Here is a 20,101-nt window from a genome sequence, read left to right on the forward strand (position 1 = left end):
GCGCAATCATAAAGCAGCCACATAACTGTGGGGGGTTTTAAGATGCATCGTATTTCACTCAAACTGAGCATTTCTCTTGCATTGCTCGGGATCAGTTCTATTTCTTATGCTGCAGAGCATGAAATCAGTCTTACAGAGTACTTCAATCAAAATGTAGGTATTAACCCTATTGGTACTTCATTTGATGCTGCCGACGTGAATGGCGACGGCTACTTAGACATCGCTTACTCAATTAATTATCAGGGTATTACCTATATTGGATTGAGTCGATCTGATGGTACATATTCAATCCGTCAAGTTGCTTGGTTTGGGGCTAACCCACGCTTTATGGACTATGACAATGATGGAGATTTAGATGTCGTGCATTACTACGGCGCTATTAGTCCTCACCGTATCTTAGTACATATTAATCAGGGTAATGGAAGCTTTGCTGGCACCACATCTATACCTGTTTCTCAAACGCCTTTTGCTATCAGTGTTGCTGATATGGATGGCGATGGCGATACCGACATCATTTATGGTTCTGGTCGAGCTGGGTACAAAATATTTGCGCTTGAAAATACCGGGAATGGTAACTACATAGAGCATACCTTAGTCACTGATGCGCGCTTCGACCACAGTAACTTCCAGCTTGCGGACTTTGACGGCGACGGCGACTTAGATATGTCAGTGGCTATCGGTCGCTGGTATACCCATGTTTCAACACCCATGGTGTGGAGAAATGAGGGTAACTGGACAATGAGCCCAGCTTACACAGAAGATACCGCTTCACAAATTTATGCCCATTATTACCATAGTTCTGGTGATGTCGACGGTGACGGTGATATTGATATTGTAATGACCGGCTATGAAGCTAATTCTAGAGTATCTAACGCTTACATTTTTGAAAACGATGGTACAATGAGCTTTACCCGTAAAACGATGTTCGCTGAAGAGAACCGCTATTGGGAAGGGAATGTTTTAGCAGACTTCGATGGTGACGGTGATTTAGACTTTGCAACCACAGACGGCGCTAATCGCAGTAGTTGGATAAACCCACCCGCCCTATTTTTAAACGATGGTAGCGGTAATTTTAGCTTTCATTGGAAAGCGCCAGATAGAGATGCTGTTAATTACCCGACTATCTCATGGCAAACTAAAATGTTCGCCTTTGATATGGAAGGTGATGGTGATTTAGAACTCATCACAGGTGGTTATTATCGAGGTTATTGGTATGGCTTTAATGAAGCACCCGTTTCTGTCGATAAAGACAGCGATGGCGATGGACTCTTAGACTCAGAAGAAGAAGCCCTTGGCTCTGATCCTAACAACCCAGATTCGGACGGTGATGGTATCAACGACGGAGATGAAGTCGCGCAAGGTTTAGACCCTACTTCAACCGACTCTGATGGTGACGGCGTCGATGACGACCTTGATTTATTCCCAACCGACGGTAATGAAGCCTACGACTATGACGGTGATGGCATTGGTGATAATGCCGATACCGACGACGACAACGATGGTGTAGATGACAGCCAAGATGCTTTCCCATTCGATGCAACTGAATCTGTAGACACCGACGGTGATGGTGTGGGCAATAATGCTGATACCGATGACGACAATGATGGCGTTGATGATAGCAATGATGCCTTCCCACTTGATAGCACAGAAAGTGCAGACTTTGATGGTGATGGCATAGGTAACAATGCCGACACCGATGACGACAACGATGGCGTTGACGACAGCAATGACGCATTCCCATTTGATGCCACAGAATCAGCTGATTTTGACGGCGACGGGGTAGGCGACAATGCTGACAACGATGACGACAATGACGGTGTAACCGATGATATAGACCAATACACAGGTATGGTTTCAGGTAATGTCGATCTCGGCACCGGTGATACAGGTATAGCAGATAGAGTAAACAGTAATGGCGTACCGCTCAGCGTATTACTCGCCGATGGTATGAATGCTTGCTCAGCTACTGCGAAGAATCATGGTAAGTATGTAAGCTGCATGGCCAAAGTGCTTAACGCACTGAAAAAACAAGGACTCATCACCGATGAAGAAAAAGACCTGCTACAAAGCATGATAGCTTCGAATAAACGTTAAAATTCTCCCTTCCCCAATCGCCCCGCTCGTCGGGGCATTTTTTTGTTTTGATTAAAGCGAATACATAGCAAAGTTCAACACGTACAAATAGCTCTCTACTAAATTTATTCGTTTTGTCGATCACACACAAAATGTCTTTTTTTGTCGCTTTTATGTTTTAACCGGCACCACTCATCGCGTTAATATAAGTTTATTCCCTGAGTAGAGGCTTAAAGAACAAAATATATGACCATCAGACAAATCTATTTCATCGCCGATGGCTTTCAAGCCCTTGACCTCTTTGGTCCACTTGATGCCTTTATGGAAACTAACAGCATCCAAGCCAACGCCTATCAGTGCAAACTGTTAGGGATCAGCAAACAGCCTGTGCAAACCACTTACGGGCAGAGCGTGTCTGTCGATTACTCTCTAAGTGATGAGTTTGAGTATGACGATTTGATCATTTGTGGGGGCACAGGCATGCGTACCTTGCAACTAACTGCAAAACAGCTCAATGCGCTTTCTGACATAGCTAAAAAAGCAAAACGTGTCTTTAGCATTTGCACCGGGGCGTTTATTCTCGCCAAACTCTTTGATGATAAAGCCCTTACGATTACAACACATTGGCGTCATTGTGAGAGCCTAGCGAAGCAGAACCCAAATAAAACCGTCACGCCAGAGCCACTCTTTATTCGTGATGAAAAAATATGGTCATCAGCCGGTGTGCTGTCTGGTGTTGATTTAGCTCTCGCTATTATTCGCGAAGACTATAGCAATAGCATGGCTGCTAAAGTCGCTAAAGACTTGGTGGTGTATCTGCAACGAGCTGGCTCACAGCAGCAATATTCAGATATTTTAGCGCTACAATCCGGTGAAAGTTTAAAGCTCTCGCCATTAATTGATTGGTTAAGTACGCAATTAGATAAATCTGTCACCGTCACCCGCATGGCTGAGTTTTGTAACTTGAGCGAGCGACAACTCACACGTTTATTTAAACAGCACCTTAACTGCACACCCAGCCATTATTTTCGGGTACTCAAACTTAATCACGCCAGAGATTTACTCTGTGAAGAAAACATCAGCCTGCAATTTATCTCGCAAAAATTAGGCTTTAACAATTACGACAGTTTTCGTCGTGCTTTTATTAAGCAATTTGGCCTCTCACCTTCACAGTATGCTAAGGGCACTCACGCATGAAATTAGTTTTTAGATTACTCGTTATCGCTTTGTGTAGCTTTGCCACCTATGCAGACACACTCTCAATTAAACAGCAGCAAGCTTGGCTAGAAGACATTAGCTTTTTTGAAAACCAAGTCAGAACCAAGCATATTGAACCGTTTCACACCCTTGCTGAGAGTGACTTTGCGAGACTTTTAAAAGAACTTAAACAAGACTTACCACTACTCAGTGAGCCTCAAGTAGAAGCGCGACTAATGGCAATAACGGGTGCCATTGGCGACGGACACACTAACTATTTTATGATGTCAGGGCCTCACCAGCACTTTCCTGTTAGGTATAAATTCTTTGATAATAAATTACGCGTCATTGATACAACCAAGCCATATCAGCACCTTATCGGCGCTGAGCTCAAAACCATTAATGGCTTAACCGTTGAAGCACTCTTTGAGTTAATCACACCTCTGTTGCCCGGCGTCGATAACCAATTTAGCGCCAAAACCCGCTTTGAATACTACTTAACGTTACATAAGCTCTTACTTGGTCTTGGCTTTGTAAAAGATAATGCTGTTGCAAATTTCGAATTTCAACTTAAAGGTAATTTGCTTATAGAACAAATAGCGCCTATTGAGATGAGCGAATTTGCCAAACTCAGTTCCGCTTTTAAAAGTCACTCAGATAAATTAAATATGCTAGATATTGGCATGCCAGGTATAAGCCTAGGCTTGTTAAAAGATAAAAAAATCGCTTACTTTAATTTTAACGCCTACCCCAGTTTTGAGCAGGTAATTTCAGAGTGCCAAGCACTGCAAAAGCAATTAAAGGCTGCTAAATCAAAATATCTGATTATCGATTTCAGAGGCAATGGCGGCGGCAGTTTTTACACTGGTTTGGCTTTTTCATCTTGTCTGTTACCTCTAGACCAATTTGATTGGAAAACAGGTGTGTTTGTTCTCACAGATGAACAAACTTTTTCTGCGGCAATGAGTAACACCGTACAGTTTAAACAAATTCTCAATGCGCGTATTTTCGGCACGCCAACAGGTGGTGATCCAAACCAGTTCTCCGAAAGCTATCGCTTTGCTTTACCTAACTCGAAAAGAAAGTTAAGTGTATCAAAACGCTATTACCCGTTTCTTTTTGACAATACAGATGCTGTGTACCCTGATGTGTTGATTGAAACTTCATGGCTAGATTACCAGCAGGGCAACGACCCTGTGCTCTCAGCGGTACTGGCTGAAATTGAAAAATAGAGAACAACACATGCTCCAATTAAAACCCAATTGCGAATGATGCGATAAAGCTTTACCTGCCAATTCAACTGAGGCGATGATCTGCAGTTATGAATGCACTTTTTGTAGACACTGTGTAGAAATTGAATTTGATAATGTGTGTCCCAACTGCGGTGGCAACTTTGAAGCAAGGCCTATTCGCCCTGTAAAAGTTCGCTGAGCAAACAGAGTAAGGGCTAGCACAATCTTTTAATTTCACTGCAAGACATTGAGCTAATTTCTAATATTGCGAGCAATGTATTTATAGTTACAATGGCAATAAATACATTGCTCGCAAAGTCATGAACTGTGAGTAAACGTTTATCAAAGGATTACTCATGGACAGACAAGAAACGCTGCTTCAATATTTCAAAGAGCATGATGGGTGCGCGCCTTCTTCTGAACTCTCAAAACACCAAAAAATGGCCAACAGCCCATTTCAATTTTTACGTGGCTCAGCACCACTTATGTATCGTGATTTGGCAAGCCACATAATCACTTTGCCTGAGCCCTTAGAAAATATCCCGCTCACTACTATTATGGGCGACTGTCATACCAGTAACTTTGGTTTTTTAAGTGAAGAAGGCTCTCATGGTGAAACCGTGGTGTTTACACCCAATGATTTCGATGACGCCTGCTTTGGCCATGCTAGTTGGGATTTATTCAGATTTTTAGTCAGCCTGCCACTGGCACATGCCGAAGCAGCTCAAATGCAGGCTGAGTCTGACTGCGAAAAACTCAAAGCAAAGCCCCTTGCTGATGAACAACAAATATATTCAGCACAACAAGCCTTTTTAAGTGCTTATATCGAAACTTGTCAGCGCTCATTAGAAAAGAAGAACGACAGCCAAACTGCACTTACTGAATTTTCAAAAGGTCATATTTTGCACAAACGCTGGCAGAAGGCGCTTACTAGGGTAGTCGGTGGCGAAGCCTTTATGACTAAAAGCACCTTGGCTAAAGAAGTCGATTTAGTGCAATGGCGTTTTAAGCAAAACCCTGAGAAGTTTATTCCTTTGCCTGATAACATCTATGAAAACCTGTATATGCAATTCAGGCCTTTTATGGACGATGAAATACTCGACATAGTAATGCGTCATAACGCGGGCACAGGCTCGAATAATTTAGGTCGCTACTATGTTTTAGTAGGCCCAAGCCAGCCCCATGATGCAGCTAAAACACATATTGTTGAAATTAAACAGCAAAGAGAAGCAGCGCCAATTAAGTACTTTCCAAAGGTATCAGTAAACAACCGACTCTCTGCGGCGCATTTAACAGTAAACTGCCAAAGGAAAATGCAGCGCCGACCCGACTTAATTCTCGATGATGCAATTTGGCAAGACAAACATTGGTTACTTCGCTCTCGCCACCATGCCCGTGTTGGTATAGATTCAGAGCACTTTATGTTAGGTAAAAGAGCAGCAGAAAAAGGCGGCGTTATTCAGTATGCGCTGAGCTGTGGTGAAGCGCTGGCACTCGCGCATATGCGAGGAGATCGCCGCTCTATAGACTTCCAAAAAGCTGTCGTTGCTTGCTTACCTAACCAATTAAAGAGTTTAATTCGAACAGCAAATAATTACGTTGGGCAAGTTATTAATGACTTATTAATAATGAAAAACTTGATGGAAGACCCAAATAGTTAGGACTTTATAAAAATACAGCTATGTTTTATCACCGAAAATACTTCTTTTAAATATATTGGTTGGTTGAACTATTAACATTTCAACCAACCAATATAATTAATGCAAAAATCAAAATTAAAACAAAAACTTACAATTCTGTGCTTGCTGGAAGGTTTCCTTCATCTCATTATAGGGACAAACCTAACGCGTGTCTCTTCAAGTAATCCAAAAAACCAACATCGCTTTCAGGTTTGATTGACTTTTAAACAGACAAAAGGATTTTTTATATGAAAAAACGACTTATTCCTTCCATTTTATGCATAAGCTCACTCTACATTTCTTCAGCACAAGCCGAAAATAACTGGTATGCAGGTGCATCATATGGGGGCCAAGAAATTTCTATACCAGGTAGAGACTTTAATACAGCTGGGTTAATCGCTGGTTATGAATTTAATCAATTTATAGCTTTAGAAACAAGAATTTCAATTGGAACATCGGGCTACTCCAGCGTTTACTCAGGTACAAAAGACAAGTACAGTGAAGATATTGATAGTCAGGGCATGTTTTTGCTAAAAGCCTCTTATCCACTACTTGAAACACTGAGCATTTATGGTTTAGTTGGTTACACAAGTACAAAATTAGAAATAGAAGGGGTCGGTGCTTACAACGATATAAACGGCAATATCGTAGGAAGCTTCCAGTTCGCTAATACCGAGACATTTAATGGAGCAAGCTATGGAGTTGGCTTAGATTATCAAGTTACTGATTCAATAAGCATATTTTTTGAACACCAAGTCCTTCCTGATTTTGATCCTGCTTCAGTGTCTGAAAGCTGGAAAGCATCGACAATTGGGTTCACTTACGCATTTTAGACTTCCAGTGCTGCTCTGTAGGTTATGCATTCATATTTAAAACATAACCTACTTCTTCCATGCTTTTTTCAATTACTCTCTTACCGACTATTCTAACATTATAAATAGTTAACCCTGATCTATTATGCTCATCGAATCCATTTATACCAGTAAAGCATTAGAAACTGTTTCTTGGACAGAGTTAGAAGTTCTCAGGTACGAGTAGCAAAATCATCTTGAAAAGATTAACGGCATGCAGCTCTGCTTTATGATGGAAAGCATTTTATGCAAGCTTTAGAAGGCCAAGAAAACAAGGTGCTCGAACGGTTTGAACTGATAAAATCAGATCTCAGACATAACTATTCTGAAGCCTTGATGCAAAACCCTATCGACAAGCGAAATTTCGATGATTGGGCAATGGGGCTAACTACTTGCGATGAAAAAGCGCAACTGCAAACTGTGACTAAATTAAGAGGTAAAAACAGAAAACCACTGAGTTGTGAGTTACTTTATGTTGTTGCCCATAACGAAATTACCGTTGAAGATTTAAATAAAACTTAGCTCTCCAAGCTGAAGTGCTCTATCAATCAATAAGCAATGGTTCGAATTCAATCATAAAAAAGCACTAAAGTTAATAAGAGCTCAGGATATGTTGTAATCCCCCTTTACAGCCTTATTTCTCGATAGATAAATGCTGTCGAATGGCTAACCTCATTAACCCTTATTAGCAGCTATCTCCTTATAGGATTCAGCATTAATAAAGTAAAATACAATAGAAACGGTGCAATGAGAAACCTCGCACCTATACTTAACTATAAAGCATGTTTTAACTCACCTAAATATGGCGTATAGTTTTTCCACTGCAATAAACCTGACTTTGAAATAGGCGCTCTTACTTGCTGTGCACTCGGCGTATGAACATTTCTTTTTGTTTTATAGAACTCTAAACATGATTGCTCAAAGGGTAAATTACAATATGCAAGGATCTTTCTAACTTGTGCTTCGAAATCATTGACTAACTCTTCATGCTGCACTTTTAAAACTTGGCCAGGTAACACCGTTTCCCAATGTGCCATTAACCGCTCGTAATCTCGATAATATTGCGCAATATCGGTTTGGTTATAGCTAAACTCATGACCTTCGCCAAACAACTGTTTAAACCCACTAAAACAACATGCCATGGCCTCTCTTCTGGCATCGATAATTTTAGCATTTGGTAAGATCAACTTTATCAAGCCTATATGCATAAAGTTATTAGGCATTTTATCAATAAAATAAGCAGCCCCTTGGCGATAGCTTTGAGTCTCATCAATATACTTTTGTCCCAGAGCCTTTAATTGACTAACGTCTAGTTGCGACAAGTTCTTTGGGTATAGAGGCTCTCCCGATGCTATTCTGCCCCTTAACTTTAATACCATTGCCATAATATTATGAAGCTCCATCGTGCCATCAACTTGGGAGTGGGAGGCAATAATTTGCTCTAACAAAGTCGAGCCAGCCCTAGGTAAGCCGACAATAAATATAGGTGCAGGATCTGAATAGCCTTTATCAGCTTGCGCTTCAAATAGCCCTTTATCACAATATTTAATTTGATGGTCAATCAGTTCAGAAGTGCGCGATGCTTGATAATCAATACTCGCCCGTTTGAGCGCATTGCCCTGTGCATAGTACTGATAAGACAGCGCAAACTGTTTTGTATCTTCATAAGCTTTGCCTAGCGCAAAGCTTATATGAATGCGATCTTCTTCTTCTAAATAAGGGTTATCTAAGGCTGCTTTCATGTTATCAAGTTCAGCCTCTGTGAATGTATAGGTTTTACTATTTGCTAAACTCCAATACGCATCACCATAATCTTTTCGTAAAGTATGTGCCTGCTGATAACAAGAAACAGCCTGCTCAAAATCACCACATGTTTTGTAGGCATCTCCCAATCTCACATGTATCCCTGCTCTACTGGGCTGCTGCGCGAGTATCTCTAAGTAAATCGAAATACCGGCTTGAACTTCACCCAAGCTGACTAAACAATGCGCCAAAGTAGCTTGCACCAAGTAACGCCCTTCAGAGGGTTGTTTAAATTTTTCTAAAAAGGTTGTTGCCTGCGCCTTAGCTTCTGTAAACTTACCTAGCCGACTTAACAGGTTTATATACTGCGCCAATGCTTGTTGATTATCAGGGTATAATTCAACACAACTTTCTAGCAAAAATTCAGCATCATCAAATACTTTTAGCTTTGCCCCTATCTCAGCAAGTAAACACATACCATCGGGATGATGTTTGTGTTTAGCAACAAAACTGCGGCATAGTTGCTCAGCCTTATAAAGCTTGCCTTCATACATTAGATCCATTGCACCGAGCAGTGGTTTTGGCAATTTTGATAGATTAGTTAATTGCCCTTGTGCCGCGACTAAACCAGAGTGGTTCGTTGTCCTATAAAGGTTTATTAGCTGCTGCCAAGAAGAAACCAATGCTGAATTGAGTGCAACTGCTTTTTGGAAAGCCCCAATCGCACGCTCTAATTCTGACAGTTTTTGAAAGTTGTAGCCTAATTCTTGATAGCCTCGGCCATATCCCGGCGTTAGACTTAATAAATGCTGCGTGGTTTCGATTGCCTCTTGATACGAGCCTAAATACCTCTGAGCAACTGCTTTCAGATAATACAATTCATGCTTTTCATTGTTTTTTAGTGCTTTACCGTCTAAAAACTTATCATTAATGGCACTAATAACCCCCTTGAAATCTCCTTTTTGCAGAGAACTTTTAAGCTCTTGAACAGTCATTATAATTATTACTTCCTATGCATATTCATAATAAAGGGGCAAGCTCAAAGCTTACCCCTTTTAAGGTATTTCTACCATGCAGTCATGGCAGACTAAAAATCAATCATTTACATAAACTGATAAGAAAAGCGCATACCAATGGTTCTTGGTCTATTCGTCACAACTTTTGGTGTGAACTGCTGCTCATCAATATATAGTTCTGCACGTTTATCAAACAAGTTATCAATAAATAGCTCAGCCTTCCAATCTCCATTGGATACCCCAAAGCTTAAGTTAGCGAGCATATAAGCATCTGCAACATAGCGACCACCAGCAAATTGGTTGCCCTGACTGTCATTAAAGTCTACCCCTTGGTAAACGCCAGCAGCAGCTTCTTGCTCTATCTTCAGGCCAGTACCTGTTCCATAGACCAGTTTATGTGTATCTTCAGATACATATGCATTCATAAACATGCCTGACAGTCTTTCACCCGTATAAGAAAGCGCGCCATTTACATAACCTTCCCAGCCATTATCAAGCTCGTAAAAATATCTAGCTTGTAAGTTTCCTGAAAAGTCTGCCGAATAAGGCAACGAACTTCCAACCGGTGCAGAAATGTTTTGCATCGTCGAATTAAGTGAGGTGATTTCTGTATCTAGAATACTAAATGCACCTGAGAACATGAGGTTATCGGTGGCCATCCAAGTGAAATCGGCATCAACACCACTGATATCTGCAGAGCCAACGTTATCGGTAAAATAGAAGAACGCGATATTGGTTGGATCAAATCGAGACGTTTGTAGATCCGAAATTTCAGATGTGTAAGCTGTCGCATTAAAGCGGACAACTCCATCAAAGAAATCACCTTTCATACCGAGTTCGTAATTTTCGAGTGTATCGGTGAGCGAGTATACGGGTATGCGATAGCCCTCAAATGCCGAACCTGACGTTTGATTACTTGCCAGCGCGCCCCCTGTTCTTGCCGTCACTGGTGGTCTGAAACCTTCTGAATATGTCGCAAAAAGCATCACATCTTTTGTAGCTTTCCAATCTACTGAAAATCTAAATATGGTGTCATCTACTGTCAACACACCATCACTATCGAGCAAGTCTGTTTCTAATTGGCCTGCATCAATGGCGTTTAAAATAGCCTGGCCTTCGTCTTCGCCAAAAAAGTTAAGAATATCTTGGTCGCTGCCACCAAAAGCACGGATCCGCTTTGTTACACCTCCGTCATTTGCTGATGACGTTGCCCCCGTGTATATGTCTTCAATTTCATACCACCTAGCACCGATACTTGCCGTTACTGTCTCACTGAGGTCATATTCAAATTGCCCAAATACTGCAATTTGATTAATTTCATGTGTTACATCATTTACGAAACTGACTTCTGGCGCAAATGGACGACCACCATTATTCGTACCTTCGCCAGTAATGACACGATTAAACCCATCAGGGAACTTGCCTTTCGCGCCAAGCTCAAACTCACCTACAGTGCCTAGCTCTTGGGTATCATAGTAAACACCGGCTGTTACACGCCAAGGGTTATCAGCAGAAGTATTAAAACGTAATTCTTGCGTGAAACGAGAAGATTGCGTGTCTTCTTTATAATATCCTGAAGGGTCAAAACATTTTTCTTCTTCAGGTGCGCCGCCATAACTACACGCGTAATAAGTTGCAAATGCGCCGCCATTTGTATAGCCAATGTAATCAACGGTAGCGTCTATTTGGCGATCTAAATAACCACCAGCATAAACTACATCCAACTGCTCTAAGCGGCCTTCTACTGTCCAGGTCGTTAAATCAAATACATCTTGGTTTGTTTCGGGTTCAAAACGGCTAGTACTTTCATCATCATTATAGGAAGGATCAACTGCAAACACCCCTTCGGTTTCTAATGTTTGCGCAGTATGTTGAACAACAACCTTCCAATCATCATTTACAAGATATGATAAGCCTACTCGTACACCCGCATACGTCGCATCATTAAAATTATCTTCAACTAAATCTGAGTTACTCGGGGACTCAATAGGAGTATTACTAGGATCGGCTAATTTACCAAGTGATACACGATCTAAATGCACTGCACTGCCAACATAGCCCCCTTCTCCCGGTACATTTTGCACGTTATCAATCCAGCCACCTTGGTGATCTGTATAGCCTACAACACGAACCGCAAAATCATCAGTAATTGGGAGGTTAAAGTAGCCCTCAACAGAATTACTCATGTCGCCACCTTTAGTAAAGCTGGTGCTCATATCAACACCTGCAGCAACACCTGAGTGGTCTGGTTTCTTAGAAATAATACGCACAGTACCAGCTTGAGAGCTTGCTCCAAACAAGGTACCTTGGGGACCTGGTAAAACCTCAACCCGCTCAATGTCGGTTGCATAGATATCTAAGTTACGCCCTTGCATAGACACTGGCACTTCATCTAAATACAAAGCTACAGAAGGCTGTAAAGCTTGAACTGAAGATACGGCGATACCTGTTTGTGATGTCGCTGCACCACGAATATAAATTTCGTTTTGTCCAGGACCTGTACCTTGGAAAACGACATTAGGTAAAAACTCGATATAATCTTGGAAACTGCTTATCCCAAGGTTTTTCATTTGCTCTCCACTTAATGCGGAAACTGCAACGGGCACTTCTTGAATATTTACTGAACGCTTGGTGGCTGTAACTTCGATTGTTTCTATTTTCTTTGCATCATCTGCAAAAGCAACCAAAGGCGTTGTTACGACAAACAAACATGAGATTGCCTGAGCCACTTTTTTGAGTTTAAACATAGATATCCCTTATAAAAAATCACGCTTTTGAATAAGTTAAAATAATTAATTAGAGTTGTAATTAGTTTAGGTCAAATAAATGACTAGTAAAGAGGTTTTAGCTTATTGTTAATAAAATCGAAGGTTACTTTCCAAAAGCGTAAATATTTTATTAAAAATAGAGATTAAGAAGGCATAAGTAGAAAGTTGATAGGGCCCAGATTTGTTTTAGCTATTATCGTAAATAAGATACAAGTACACCATAATAGTTAGAGCAGTAATAAGAAGGTGTTTAGCTTTAGAGTATGACTTTTCTTCTTCCTCATCGCTTTCAGAAATGAAATGCGCTACGAAACAAAATAGCCCCGTAGCCTATTTCTCATCAATATGCCCAGATTTTGCTGCAAAACACTCAGTGAATGCTCGGATTTCCTGACTCATTTAATTACCATTTCCAGAATGCCTTACCTATGTTCTTGGTTTTATTGGTATCTGGAGACATGTACCAGGTTTCATTTGTTTGATTAGGGCTTAGTGTGTAATTCAAATAATCAGTATATGCCTCTCCAATATCGACACCTTCTAGAGGTGGATAAAAATCATCTGGGAAAATTAGTGCATACGGATAATTATTTTCGTCTTTGAAATTACTGGTATCGCCGAAGTTTGCTGAACTAGCAATACGTGTCACTTGTCCTGGTAAGTGAATTTCTTGACCTGTATTCAGAACATGAAGGTATGGGTCATAAGGTGGTTGACCTAAAGCACTAGCAGGAAACGGCGTATCTAAATTAAAGGTAAATGAAAACTTTTTGCCCTTGATTTTTTCGACATCGCTCAGTGTATTCACAAAGGCTTGGTTGCTAAGATGCATTAGTGATTTGCTGTTAGCTAATATCTTCACATCAAGCGCATCATTTACCTCAGTAGTAATTGGGAAACCATTTAATTGCTCTTCACTATCTTCTTTAAACATATTCATGGTTAAGTTACCAGATACCGACTCATTAATAGGAATATGTAAATACCAATCATGATCGTAGCTTGCCCCTCTCGCTATCATGTAACCTGTCGTTATAATTGATACAACTTCTAACTCACCACTTTGATCATTGTTTCTAAAACCAAAGCCAACTCTGTAACCTACCAAAAGGTCATTAAAGTCATAATCGCCTAAATTGGGGTATTGATCTTCATAGCTCACTACAAAAAAACTGTCGCTGGTTGGATAATATAACCAACTGTCTACAGGCTCAGTCACTTGGCTTTTAGCAATAACAAGTGGCGCTTCATCTACGCCTATTTGAGCAAAGTTTAAAAAAGACACATCATTGGCGGTTAAAATTGCAATATCTTCAGGGCCATTTGAATAATCATAAAATGCTTCTGGATCGCCAAGCTTGTCATCGGTTTCTAAGAATTGCAGTGTAAGTGAAGCACGTTGAACATTGGTTAAATCAAAAGATGTCCCAGTACAAGCTTCAGAATTTATTGGCATTGTCATGGTACCACCAAAATCTGAGCCAAAGATATCCCCATCTGTACTTGGGGTGATATGGCTACTTCCTGTTGCACCAATTAAAGTGTAGTACTCAGAACGTTGTGAAGCACCTTTTTTCATTAGCATAGCAGCGGTGTTGGTCGTAAAAACGTTACAAGTCACAACTTCAGAACCCATATCAAACTCTAGTACCGCACTTTCAACTGCCACACCTTGTGTCGACGCTTTTTCGGTACCATTGGCAGCCTCATTTACATCGATAGCAAACACAAGATTACCCGCATTTTGCTGCTTATAAGCTTCTAACATTTCGCCTGTCAGATCTGATTTAAAAGTACTTCTGGCATGAGGTTTAAGAATATCGACCACACCAAAGCCTTTATTGATTGTGTCTTTGAGTTTGATACTCTCAAGAGCTAGAGTAAACGCGCTCATCATTGATAAAGTACACGCTAAAGTTAACATTTTCATAGCTCATACTCCTTTGTAATTTGCGGATCGGTCTTTAAAGTCGAAAACACATCATATTTAACTTTGCTTACGTTGTTAGGTAGATAGAACTCAAAACTTGGTGAATTTGGCACTTTTCCTAAAAATAAGGTTTTATTATCCGGTGTATAAATTTTCAGAAAAACCGTCTTAGCTTCAAAACCCAAACCAGAGATATCAATCTCCATATTCTGAGATTTAAACTGCGAAAACTGTGCATTATCTGGCGCTTTATTATCCGATAATTTATCTGATTGAGGTTGAGGCTGCGCTTGTGTTGATGACGCTGCTTGACTAGGTTGAGGTGCTTCAGTTTCTCCGCCACCACCACATGCTGTAAGTAGTGATAACATTGACATGATCAGTATACGTTTCATTGGCTTTCTCCAAAGACGGTGATGCTTTAATCAACCAACTTTCGTACCAACAAAAAAGTGATATAAATCAATAGTGAAATACTTGAATAGCTGAGAATTTTGCGTTCTGAATTGCAATTTGCGAATAAAGTAAAAACTTAAGATCGCCAAATAGGAAAATTATTGAGTAGCATCGAGAAACTCAGTCAATAAATCTTTACACAATACCTAAAAACTAAATGCCATTTAAGCCATTGTAGCTTTTACTCACCAGCGTGTTTCTTCCATTGTCTTTTGCTTCATATAGTGCCGAATCAGCGATGCGAAACACCTGCTCAATATCAAACTCATCTGGAGCATTACAGGTTGTTAAACCTAAAGATGCTGTTAAACATTCAGCTGTTGTAGACTTTTCATGGGGTATTTTTAGTTTCATCACTGCTTACCTTAACTTATCAGCAACGAGTATTGCTTCTTGTGCATTAACTTGTGTCAGCAAAATAGTGAATTCTTCTCCGCCGTATCGCGCTACCAAGTCCATACTTGAACGTGTGTTTTCGCTAAGCGACTCTGCGACTTTGCAAATAACCTCATCACCTCCTTGATGTCCATAGTGGTCGTTATAACCTTTAAAGTGATCAATATCTAACATAATCATACTAATGGGAAATAAAGCTGGTTCACGCTCATTAGCAAGCACCTCCAAAAAAGTCATCAAGGCTCTGCGGTTGGCTATTTTAGTTAACTCGTCTGTGTCGCTCAGTTTTTGCAGTTGTTTATTTGCTTCAACTAAAACAGTTTTTTGATTATCAACGGTCGCAAACAACCCATCAATTAGGTGTGCTAGATGACCAATTTCATCCTGTCTTTTTATATTGGTCTCTTGCGAAAAATCGCCCTCTTTAATCACCCGATAGACAGTTTTTCTTAATGAGCTAAGCGGGCTAACTACCACTTTATTAATCAGGTAATAAATAAACGCGAGAATAAAAATCGAGCTAATTAAAGCAATTCCCATGGAGTGCTCTACTAACTGATCAGCGAACATACGTTTTGGCTTTAAATAGGCCATTACAAGTTCAGCATTACCTAAAACATCATTAAAAGAAACATATATCAACTCATCCTGAGTTCTAATAGTGGGATAGCTTTTATATTTTTCAAATGGAATTATTAATTTATCTTTGGGTATCTTTGAGTAACTATGTAATTGAATATGTCGCTGCATTAACTCGGTGAGTTGCAGACTGACTTTAAAATCTAGATAGGTCCAAACCAGCATATTACCGTAAACTTTTCCAGTGCCTACCGAGGGCATAATGGTACTACTTACAAACAGAATTAAGTCTTCTTTATACCTTATTAAACCTGACTTAAATTGTAGCTTTTGTTGCTCTAGAGGTTCTGAGCTTTGAACAATTAAAAATTGTGCTTTTTGCTGTTCAGAGGCAACTTGAAACAGCGAGTCCGAGATAACATCTCCATTGTTTTCTAACGCAAAGTGACTGATAGCTTTCCCTTTGTAATCATAGAAGTGCATACCATTCAAATTAAGAGACTGTAGGGATTCTCTAATGTGATAATTTTCATATAAAAACACTTTATCTTCGCGCTCGATGGCTCGAGTCATCTCATCCCATACGGCATTGTCATACACCAGCCTTTGCATTTCACTTTGGATCCGTGCAAACGCAGACCCTAATTTTTTGATGTCTTTTTTATCATTCTCAACTTCAAGGGCCATGAGTTGAGGTAAAGTCCAATGATAGCGGATCAACAGATGGACAGATGAAAACCCAATTAACAAGAGTGCAAAGAGCAAAAATAACTTTAAGCGGAGACTTTTAATTATCAGGTTTCTCATACTTTACATAAGGACTATTGGGTAATTAGGTTCGAGTATAAGTATAGGTTTAATCAGTTTTTTTGCTGCAATAGCAATAAAAAAAGGTGCAGAAATGCACCTTGTCTTGCTTACTTGGTATATCCACAATGTAACCTCTAAGAGAAGCCACTCAGTAGACATTCATTCCTTATCTAGAGCGTATTACCTTCAGCATCAATCGCATCAAATTGATGACCATCGGGTCCACCATCTCGTGGCGGTATCAACGCTTTAATTTCATTACTGCCAGCCATGGCTTCTGGATCAGTCAATGAGCGTAAAAATGCAGCTAATAAGCTCACCTGTTGTTCGCTAAACCCTCTAATTATTGCATCATCACTTCTATCAGATGCAGCGCGGTTTTGCGCATTAAGGTCTAGCACAAATGTGCCAGCTTCACCCACGACTTCATCACACTGTAACTCACTCAAGTGCTTAAATTGCGGTAACTGACACGTTTCTTTTTCTCCATAAAATCGCTCTAAAGATCCCGTGACATCTGAGTAGTGCTCAATCACGCGTTCTAGTGACGCAAATACGCCTTTGTCTCCATACGGTGCTGTTATACCGACATTAAGTAGACTTGGCATTCTGAATTGGTTTTTCGCATTGCCATCGGCGACACCATGGACACCAATTTGCGGGTAAAGTGGCCCGCGCGTTCGCTCTGGGGTGAACATCGCGCCATCATGGCAATTGGCACATCCGGCACCGGTATAGAAAAATAATGCACCACGTTTTTCATCAGCAGTTAATTTATCGTGATCGCCCTGCACATAATCAAAGAAAGGATTGTCTATAAACATAAATGACGCCTGATATGCAGACATAGCACGAGCTATTCTCATAAAACTAACTGAGTCGTCACCAAATGCCTTTTCAAATAGCGGCTTCCACTGAGTCGATAATCTAGCAGCAATGAATTCGCGGTAGGCTTGCGGTGATTGAAACCCACTTGGGTCTCCCATTTCAGCAGCGGCAGTAATTGGGAAGTGTGCTTGCGCTATCAATAAACGTAGCGGATCGTTTGCATCCACTTGTGCGTTCATTGCACGAGTTACATCAAGCTCAGGGGTTTGAATAGGTGCTGTTGAAACTAAGCCAACTTCACTATCACGGTTGGCTTGTCTAAGTTTCACACGCTGATCCCAAAACATACTGCCAACCCAAAGGGCTGAGTTACACACCGCTGGTGAGGTTCTGCCCACCGCAGGTACTGTACTGCCATCGGTTCGACCTAACCCCATTACATCTGGGTTTTCAGCATTCACACCAATTGACAGAGAAAGTCCGTCACTACCACAGCTTTCAGCTGGATGATGACATGATGCGCATGAAGTATCGTGGTTCTGGCTAAGCGCTTTACTAAAGAATAAGCGCTTGCCTAACTCAATAAGCTCTCTATCTTCTTGCCGGCGATAGCGAGCAACATATGCCTGTAAGTTTTCTAATTGTGGGGCAATACCTGCACTATCAAGGACCTTGTCTAAACAGTCATTTAAAGCATCATCGACAATCGCTGTCACATCGTTGCTGCCGCAATGGTCGCTTAACCTTTCAATACCAATTCGGATCACCGAACCATTTCTCAGGCCATCATTATTATCATGCGCTAAGGTTTTAACAGTATCGCTATTCGAAGCTAGGCTTGTGATCTTGCCACGAGCCACTGCTTGAACATGATAAGTGTGTTCCACGCCGGGTGACGCCGTTGAGTCGACAAAAAAAGTCATTGCAGTGCGACCAATACGCTGACCATCACGAAAGACTCGATAGGCACGTATTCCCGATACACCTTCTGGTGCTTGCCAACTTAACCCCACTTCAGTACTGGTGTGTACTTTGGCGATGAGTTCAGTCGGTGCGCTCGTTTCTATTGATGTACTTGCATTTACGAAAAGTGCGGCGCTAAACAAAGATGCGTAACAGAGTTTAACTAAACCGCTTTGGTGACCTTGTCCAAACATGTGTTTTCTCCTCAGTTGCTTACTCCTGTAAACAACTTTTGAGTGTTTGATTACACGTTTCCTTAATTGTGTAAATTCGATATTTATTATTATTCAGTTTAAGTTCATAGGGTTATGAAATATTAAGCCACTTATAAGTGCCCCAATTGTTAAGCTAAACATCAATTAAGGAAAAAATATGAATAAATTAAAATTAAAAAATAAAAAAGGACTAGTTTTAATAACTCAATGACACATACCGTAACGATTTATCAATTTTAAAATGCAGTCAGACCCCTTATATTTACTTAACTAAACTTACTATAAGCCCTGCAAGGAAATTGAATGTCGCAGGACTTAAACACAACGCTCACTGTTGTTAATATTTTATCGTTTGGCAGCATGGCATAAGCGATTGAGTCTGTTTTATATATCCGATGATAGGTAAATAATGGTGCAATCAAGGGACTACTTCGATCTTCCTCCCCCTGCTTGGTTATCTCATTCGGTAGAAGTATTTTGGTGCCAAAAGCTTTCAGAGCATACGTTTTTTATCCCGCAAGGCGTCTTTGATTTACTTTTACACAGTCAGCCTATTGCCTTTTCGAAATTTGATAATCAATTACCTATCAAGCAAGTTCCCGCTGGTACATCAATTCTTGGTCAACAGATCAGTGCATACACACTCTATAGCAAACATCCGCAGTGGATTTTTGGCGTGAGACTAAAACCTTTTTCATTTCTAAAGCAGCAGTTTATGTCATCGCTTGAAGTGAAAAACACCATAGAATCAATCACGCAATTACTCAGTCATTCAGGCTACTTAAACGATGTTTTACCGCTATTAACTCAATTAAATGAAAACCACATCAACATACAGATGCAGGTATTAATAGAGAAAATAACGCCTTGGCTGCATAGCCAATTTATTGCCAATGACTATGTTATCTCTGAGCCTTTAAGAGCTGAGACCAACGCCATATTAAATGCCCGAGGCGATATAAAAATTTCCGACATGTGTGAGACGTTTTCAATAAGTAAAGTCACACTCAGACAGCACTTTCTCGATAACATTGGCCTATTACCCAAAGAGCTCTGCAAAATTTGGCGTTTAAACAACTTTTTACTGCACAGCCAATCGGCCACACAAACACTCACCGAGTCAGCAATCAACGCCGGTTATTTTGACCAAGCTCATTTAAATAGAGAATTTAAAAGCCTGCTTGGACAAACACCCAAACGCTATTTAAACTCAACTGAGCCACATTTGAATCAAGGTTTTCAAGCAGCAATCAACAATCGATTCATAGGTAAATACGACCCTTTTTGAGCTTGCTTAACTTTTTTACAATTTTTACGTGTACGAACTTGATAGGTTTTTCTTAACAAGAACACTTTGTGAAAAAA

General features: G+C 40.5%; 12 protein-coding genes and 2 pseudogenes. 8 read left to right on the forward strand and 6 right to left on the reverse strand.

Annotated features, from left to right (window positions below; all coding sequences use genetic code 11):
* The first annotated feature begins 42 nt into the window (after positions 1-42).
* The 7 genes and pseudogenes from C1E24_RS04160 to C1E24_RS04190 all read left to right on the forward strand — a co-directional run bounded on the left by C1E24_RS04160 (position 43) and on the right by C1E24_RS04190 (position 7,554).
* Positions 43-2,094: an FG-GAP repeat domain-containing protein gene (locus C1E24_RS04160; RefSeq protein ID WP_138479020.1), complete on the forward strand. Its 2,052-nt coding sequence runs from the start codon at positions 43-45 to the stop codon at positions 2,092-2,094.
* Between the two features lie 225 nt (positions 2,095-2,319).
* Positions 2,320-3,270 carry a GlxA family transcriptional regulator gene (locus C1E24_RS04165; protein WP_138479022.1) on the forward strand — a complete coding sequence of 317 codons (951 nt, stop codon included), beginning with the start codon at positions 2,320-2,322 and terminating at the stop codon, positions 3,268-3,270.
* Entirely contained in the window at positions 3,267-4,502 is a 1,236-nt protein-coding gene (locus C1E24_RS04170; RefSeq protein WP_138479023.1) for a S41 family peptidase, read from the forward strand. Before C1E24_RS04165 ends, C1E24_RS04170 begins: the two co-directional genes overlap by 4 nt.
* Positions 4,503-4,554: 52 nt before the next feature.
* A pseudogene (locus C1E24_RS21210) lies at positions 4,555-4,701 on the forward strand (DUF1272 domain-containing protein); the annotation flags it as partial.
* 157 nt (positions 4,702-4,858) lie between these two features.
* Entirely contained in the window at positions 4,859-6,163 is a 1,305-nt protein-coding gene (locus C1E24_RS04180) for a DUF2252 family protein (RefSeq protein ID WP_138479025.1), read from the forward strand.
* Between the two features lie 266 nt (positions 6,164-6,429).
* The gene (locus tag C1E24_RS04185) at positions 6,430-7,014 is read left to right on the forward strand and encodes an outer membrane beta-barrel protein (protein ID WP_138479027.1); all 585 of its coding nucleotides are present in this window, start codon (positions 6,430-6,432) and stop codon (positions 7,012-7,014) included.
* 240 nt (positions 7,015-7,254) lie between these two features.
* Positions 7,255-7,554: a BLUF domain-containing protein gene (locus C1E24_RS04190; RefSeq protein ID WP_276609845.1), complete on the forward strand. Its 300-nt coding sequence runs from the start codon at positions 7,255-7,257 to the stop codon at positions 7,552-7,554.
* Between the two features lie 251 nt (positions 7,555-7,805).
* Here C1E24_RS04190 and C1E24_RS04195 read toward each other — a convergent pair whose 3' ends face one another.
* From C1E24_RS04195 to C1E24_RS04225, 6 genes and pseudogenes are all read right to left on the reverse strand, one after another.
* Complete coding sequence (locus tag C1E24_RS04195) at positions 7,806-9,770, reverse strand: tetratricopeptide repeat-containing sulfotransferase family protein (RefSeq protein ID WP_138479031.1); 1,965 nt, start codon at positions 9,768-9,770, stop codon at positions 7,806-7,808.
* Between the two features lie 107 nt (positions 9,771-9,877).
* On the reverse strand, positions 9,878-12,538 hold the full coding sequence (locus tag C1E24_RS04200) for a TonB-dependent receptor (protein ID WP_138479033.1): 2,661 nt from the start codon (positions 12,536-12,538) through the stop codon (positions 9,878-9,880).
* Positions 12,539-12,962: 424 nt separating this feature from the next.
* The gene (locus C1E24_RS04205) at positions 12,963-14,489 is read right to left on the reverse strand and encodes an LruC domain-containing protein (protein ID WP_138479035.1); all 1,527 of its coding nucleotides are present in this window, start codon (positions 14,487-14,489) and stop codon (positions 12,963-12,965) included.
* Entirely contained in the window at positions 14,486-14,884 is a 399-nt protein-coding gene (locus C1E24_RS04210; RefSeq protein WP_138479037.1) for a hypothetical protein, read from the reverse strand. The genes C1E24_RS04205 and C1E24_RS04210 overlap by 4 nt, the downstream gene beginning before the upstream one ends.
* Positions 14,885-15,098: 214 nt before the next feature.
* A pseudogene (locus C1E24_RS04220) lies at positions 15,099-16,727 on the reverse strand (sensor domain-containing diguanylate cyclase).
* Between the two features lie 173 nt (positions 16,728-16,900).
* Positions 16,901-18,715 (reverse strand): cytochrome c peroxidase, encoded by a 1,815-nt coding sequence (locus C1E24_RS04225; protein ID WP_138479043.1) that lies wholly within the window; start codon positions 18,713-18,715, stop codon positions 16,901-16,903.
* Positions 18,716-19,145: 430 nt separating this feature from the next.
* Here C1E24_RS04225 and C1E24_RS04230 point away from each other — a divergent pair, with 430 nt between their 5' ends.
* Positions 19,146-20,024, forward strand: a complete 879-nt coding sequence (locus C1E24_RS04230; RefSeq protein ID WP_138479045.1) for a helix-turn-helix domain-containing protein — start codon at positions 19,146-19,148, stop codon at positions 20,022-20,024.
* Positions 20,025-20,101: the final 77 nt, after the last annotated feature.

It is taken from the genome of Pseudoalteromonas phenolica (genome assembly GCF_005876835.1).
Classification (GTDB): Bacteria; Pseudomonadota; Gammaproteobacteria; order Enterobacterales; family Alteromonadaceae; genus Pseudoalteromonas; species Pseudoalteromonas phenolica_B.

Bases quoted from the DNA above. Each gene is read 5' to 3' on its own strand.
- C1E24_RS04205 (WP_138479035.1), bottom strand. From the start codon at position 14,489: ATGAAAATGTTAACTTTAGCGTGTACTTTATCAATGATGAGCGCGTTT.
- C1E24_RS04210 (WP_138479037.1), bottom strand. From the start codon at position 14,884: ATGAAACGTATACTGATCATGTCAATGTTATCACTACTTACAGCATGT.
- C1E24_RS04170 (WP_138479023.1), top strand. From the start codon at position 3,267: ATGAAATTAGTTTTTAGATTACTCGTTATCGCTTTGTGTAGCTTTGCC.
- C1E24_RS04195 (WP_138479031.1), bottom strand. From the start codon at position 9,770: ATGACTGTTCAAGAGCTTAAAAGTTCTCTGCAAAAAGGAGATTTCAAG.
- C1E24_RS04185 (WP_138479027.1), top strand. From the start codon at position 6,430: ATGAAAAAACGACTTATTCCTTCCATTTTATGCATAAGCTCACTCTAC.
- C1E24_RS04180 (WP_138479025.1), top strand. From the start codon at position 4,859: ATGGACAGACAAGAAACGCTGCTTCAATATTTCAAAGAGCATGATGGG.
- C1E24_RS04200 (WP_138479033.1), bottom strand. From the start codon at position 12,538: ATGTTTAAACTCAAAAAAGTGGCTCAGGCAATCTCATGTTTGTTTGTC.
- C1E24_RS04160 (WP_138479020.1), top strand. From the start codon at position 43: ATGCATCGTATTTCACTCAAACTGAGCATTTCTCTTGCATTGCTCGGG.
- C1E24_RS04225 (WP_138479043.1), bottom strand. From the start codon at position 18,715: ATGTTTGGACAAGGTCACCAAAGCGGTTTAGTTAAACTCTGTTACGCA.
- C1E24_RS04230 (WP_138479045.1), top strand. From the start codon at position 19,146: ATGGTGCAATCAAGGGACTACTTCGATCTTCCTCCCCCTGCTTGGTTA.
- C1E24_RS04165 (WP_138479022.1), top strand. From the start codon at position 2,320: ATGACCATCAGACAAATCTATTTCATCGCCGATGGCTTTCAAGCCCTT.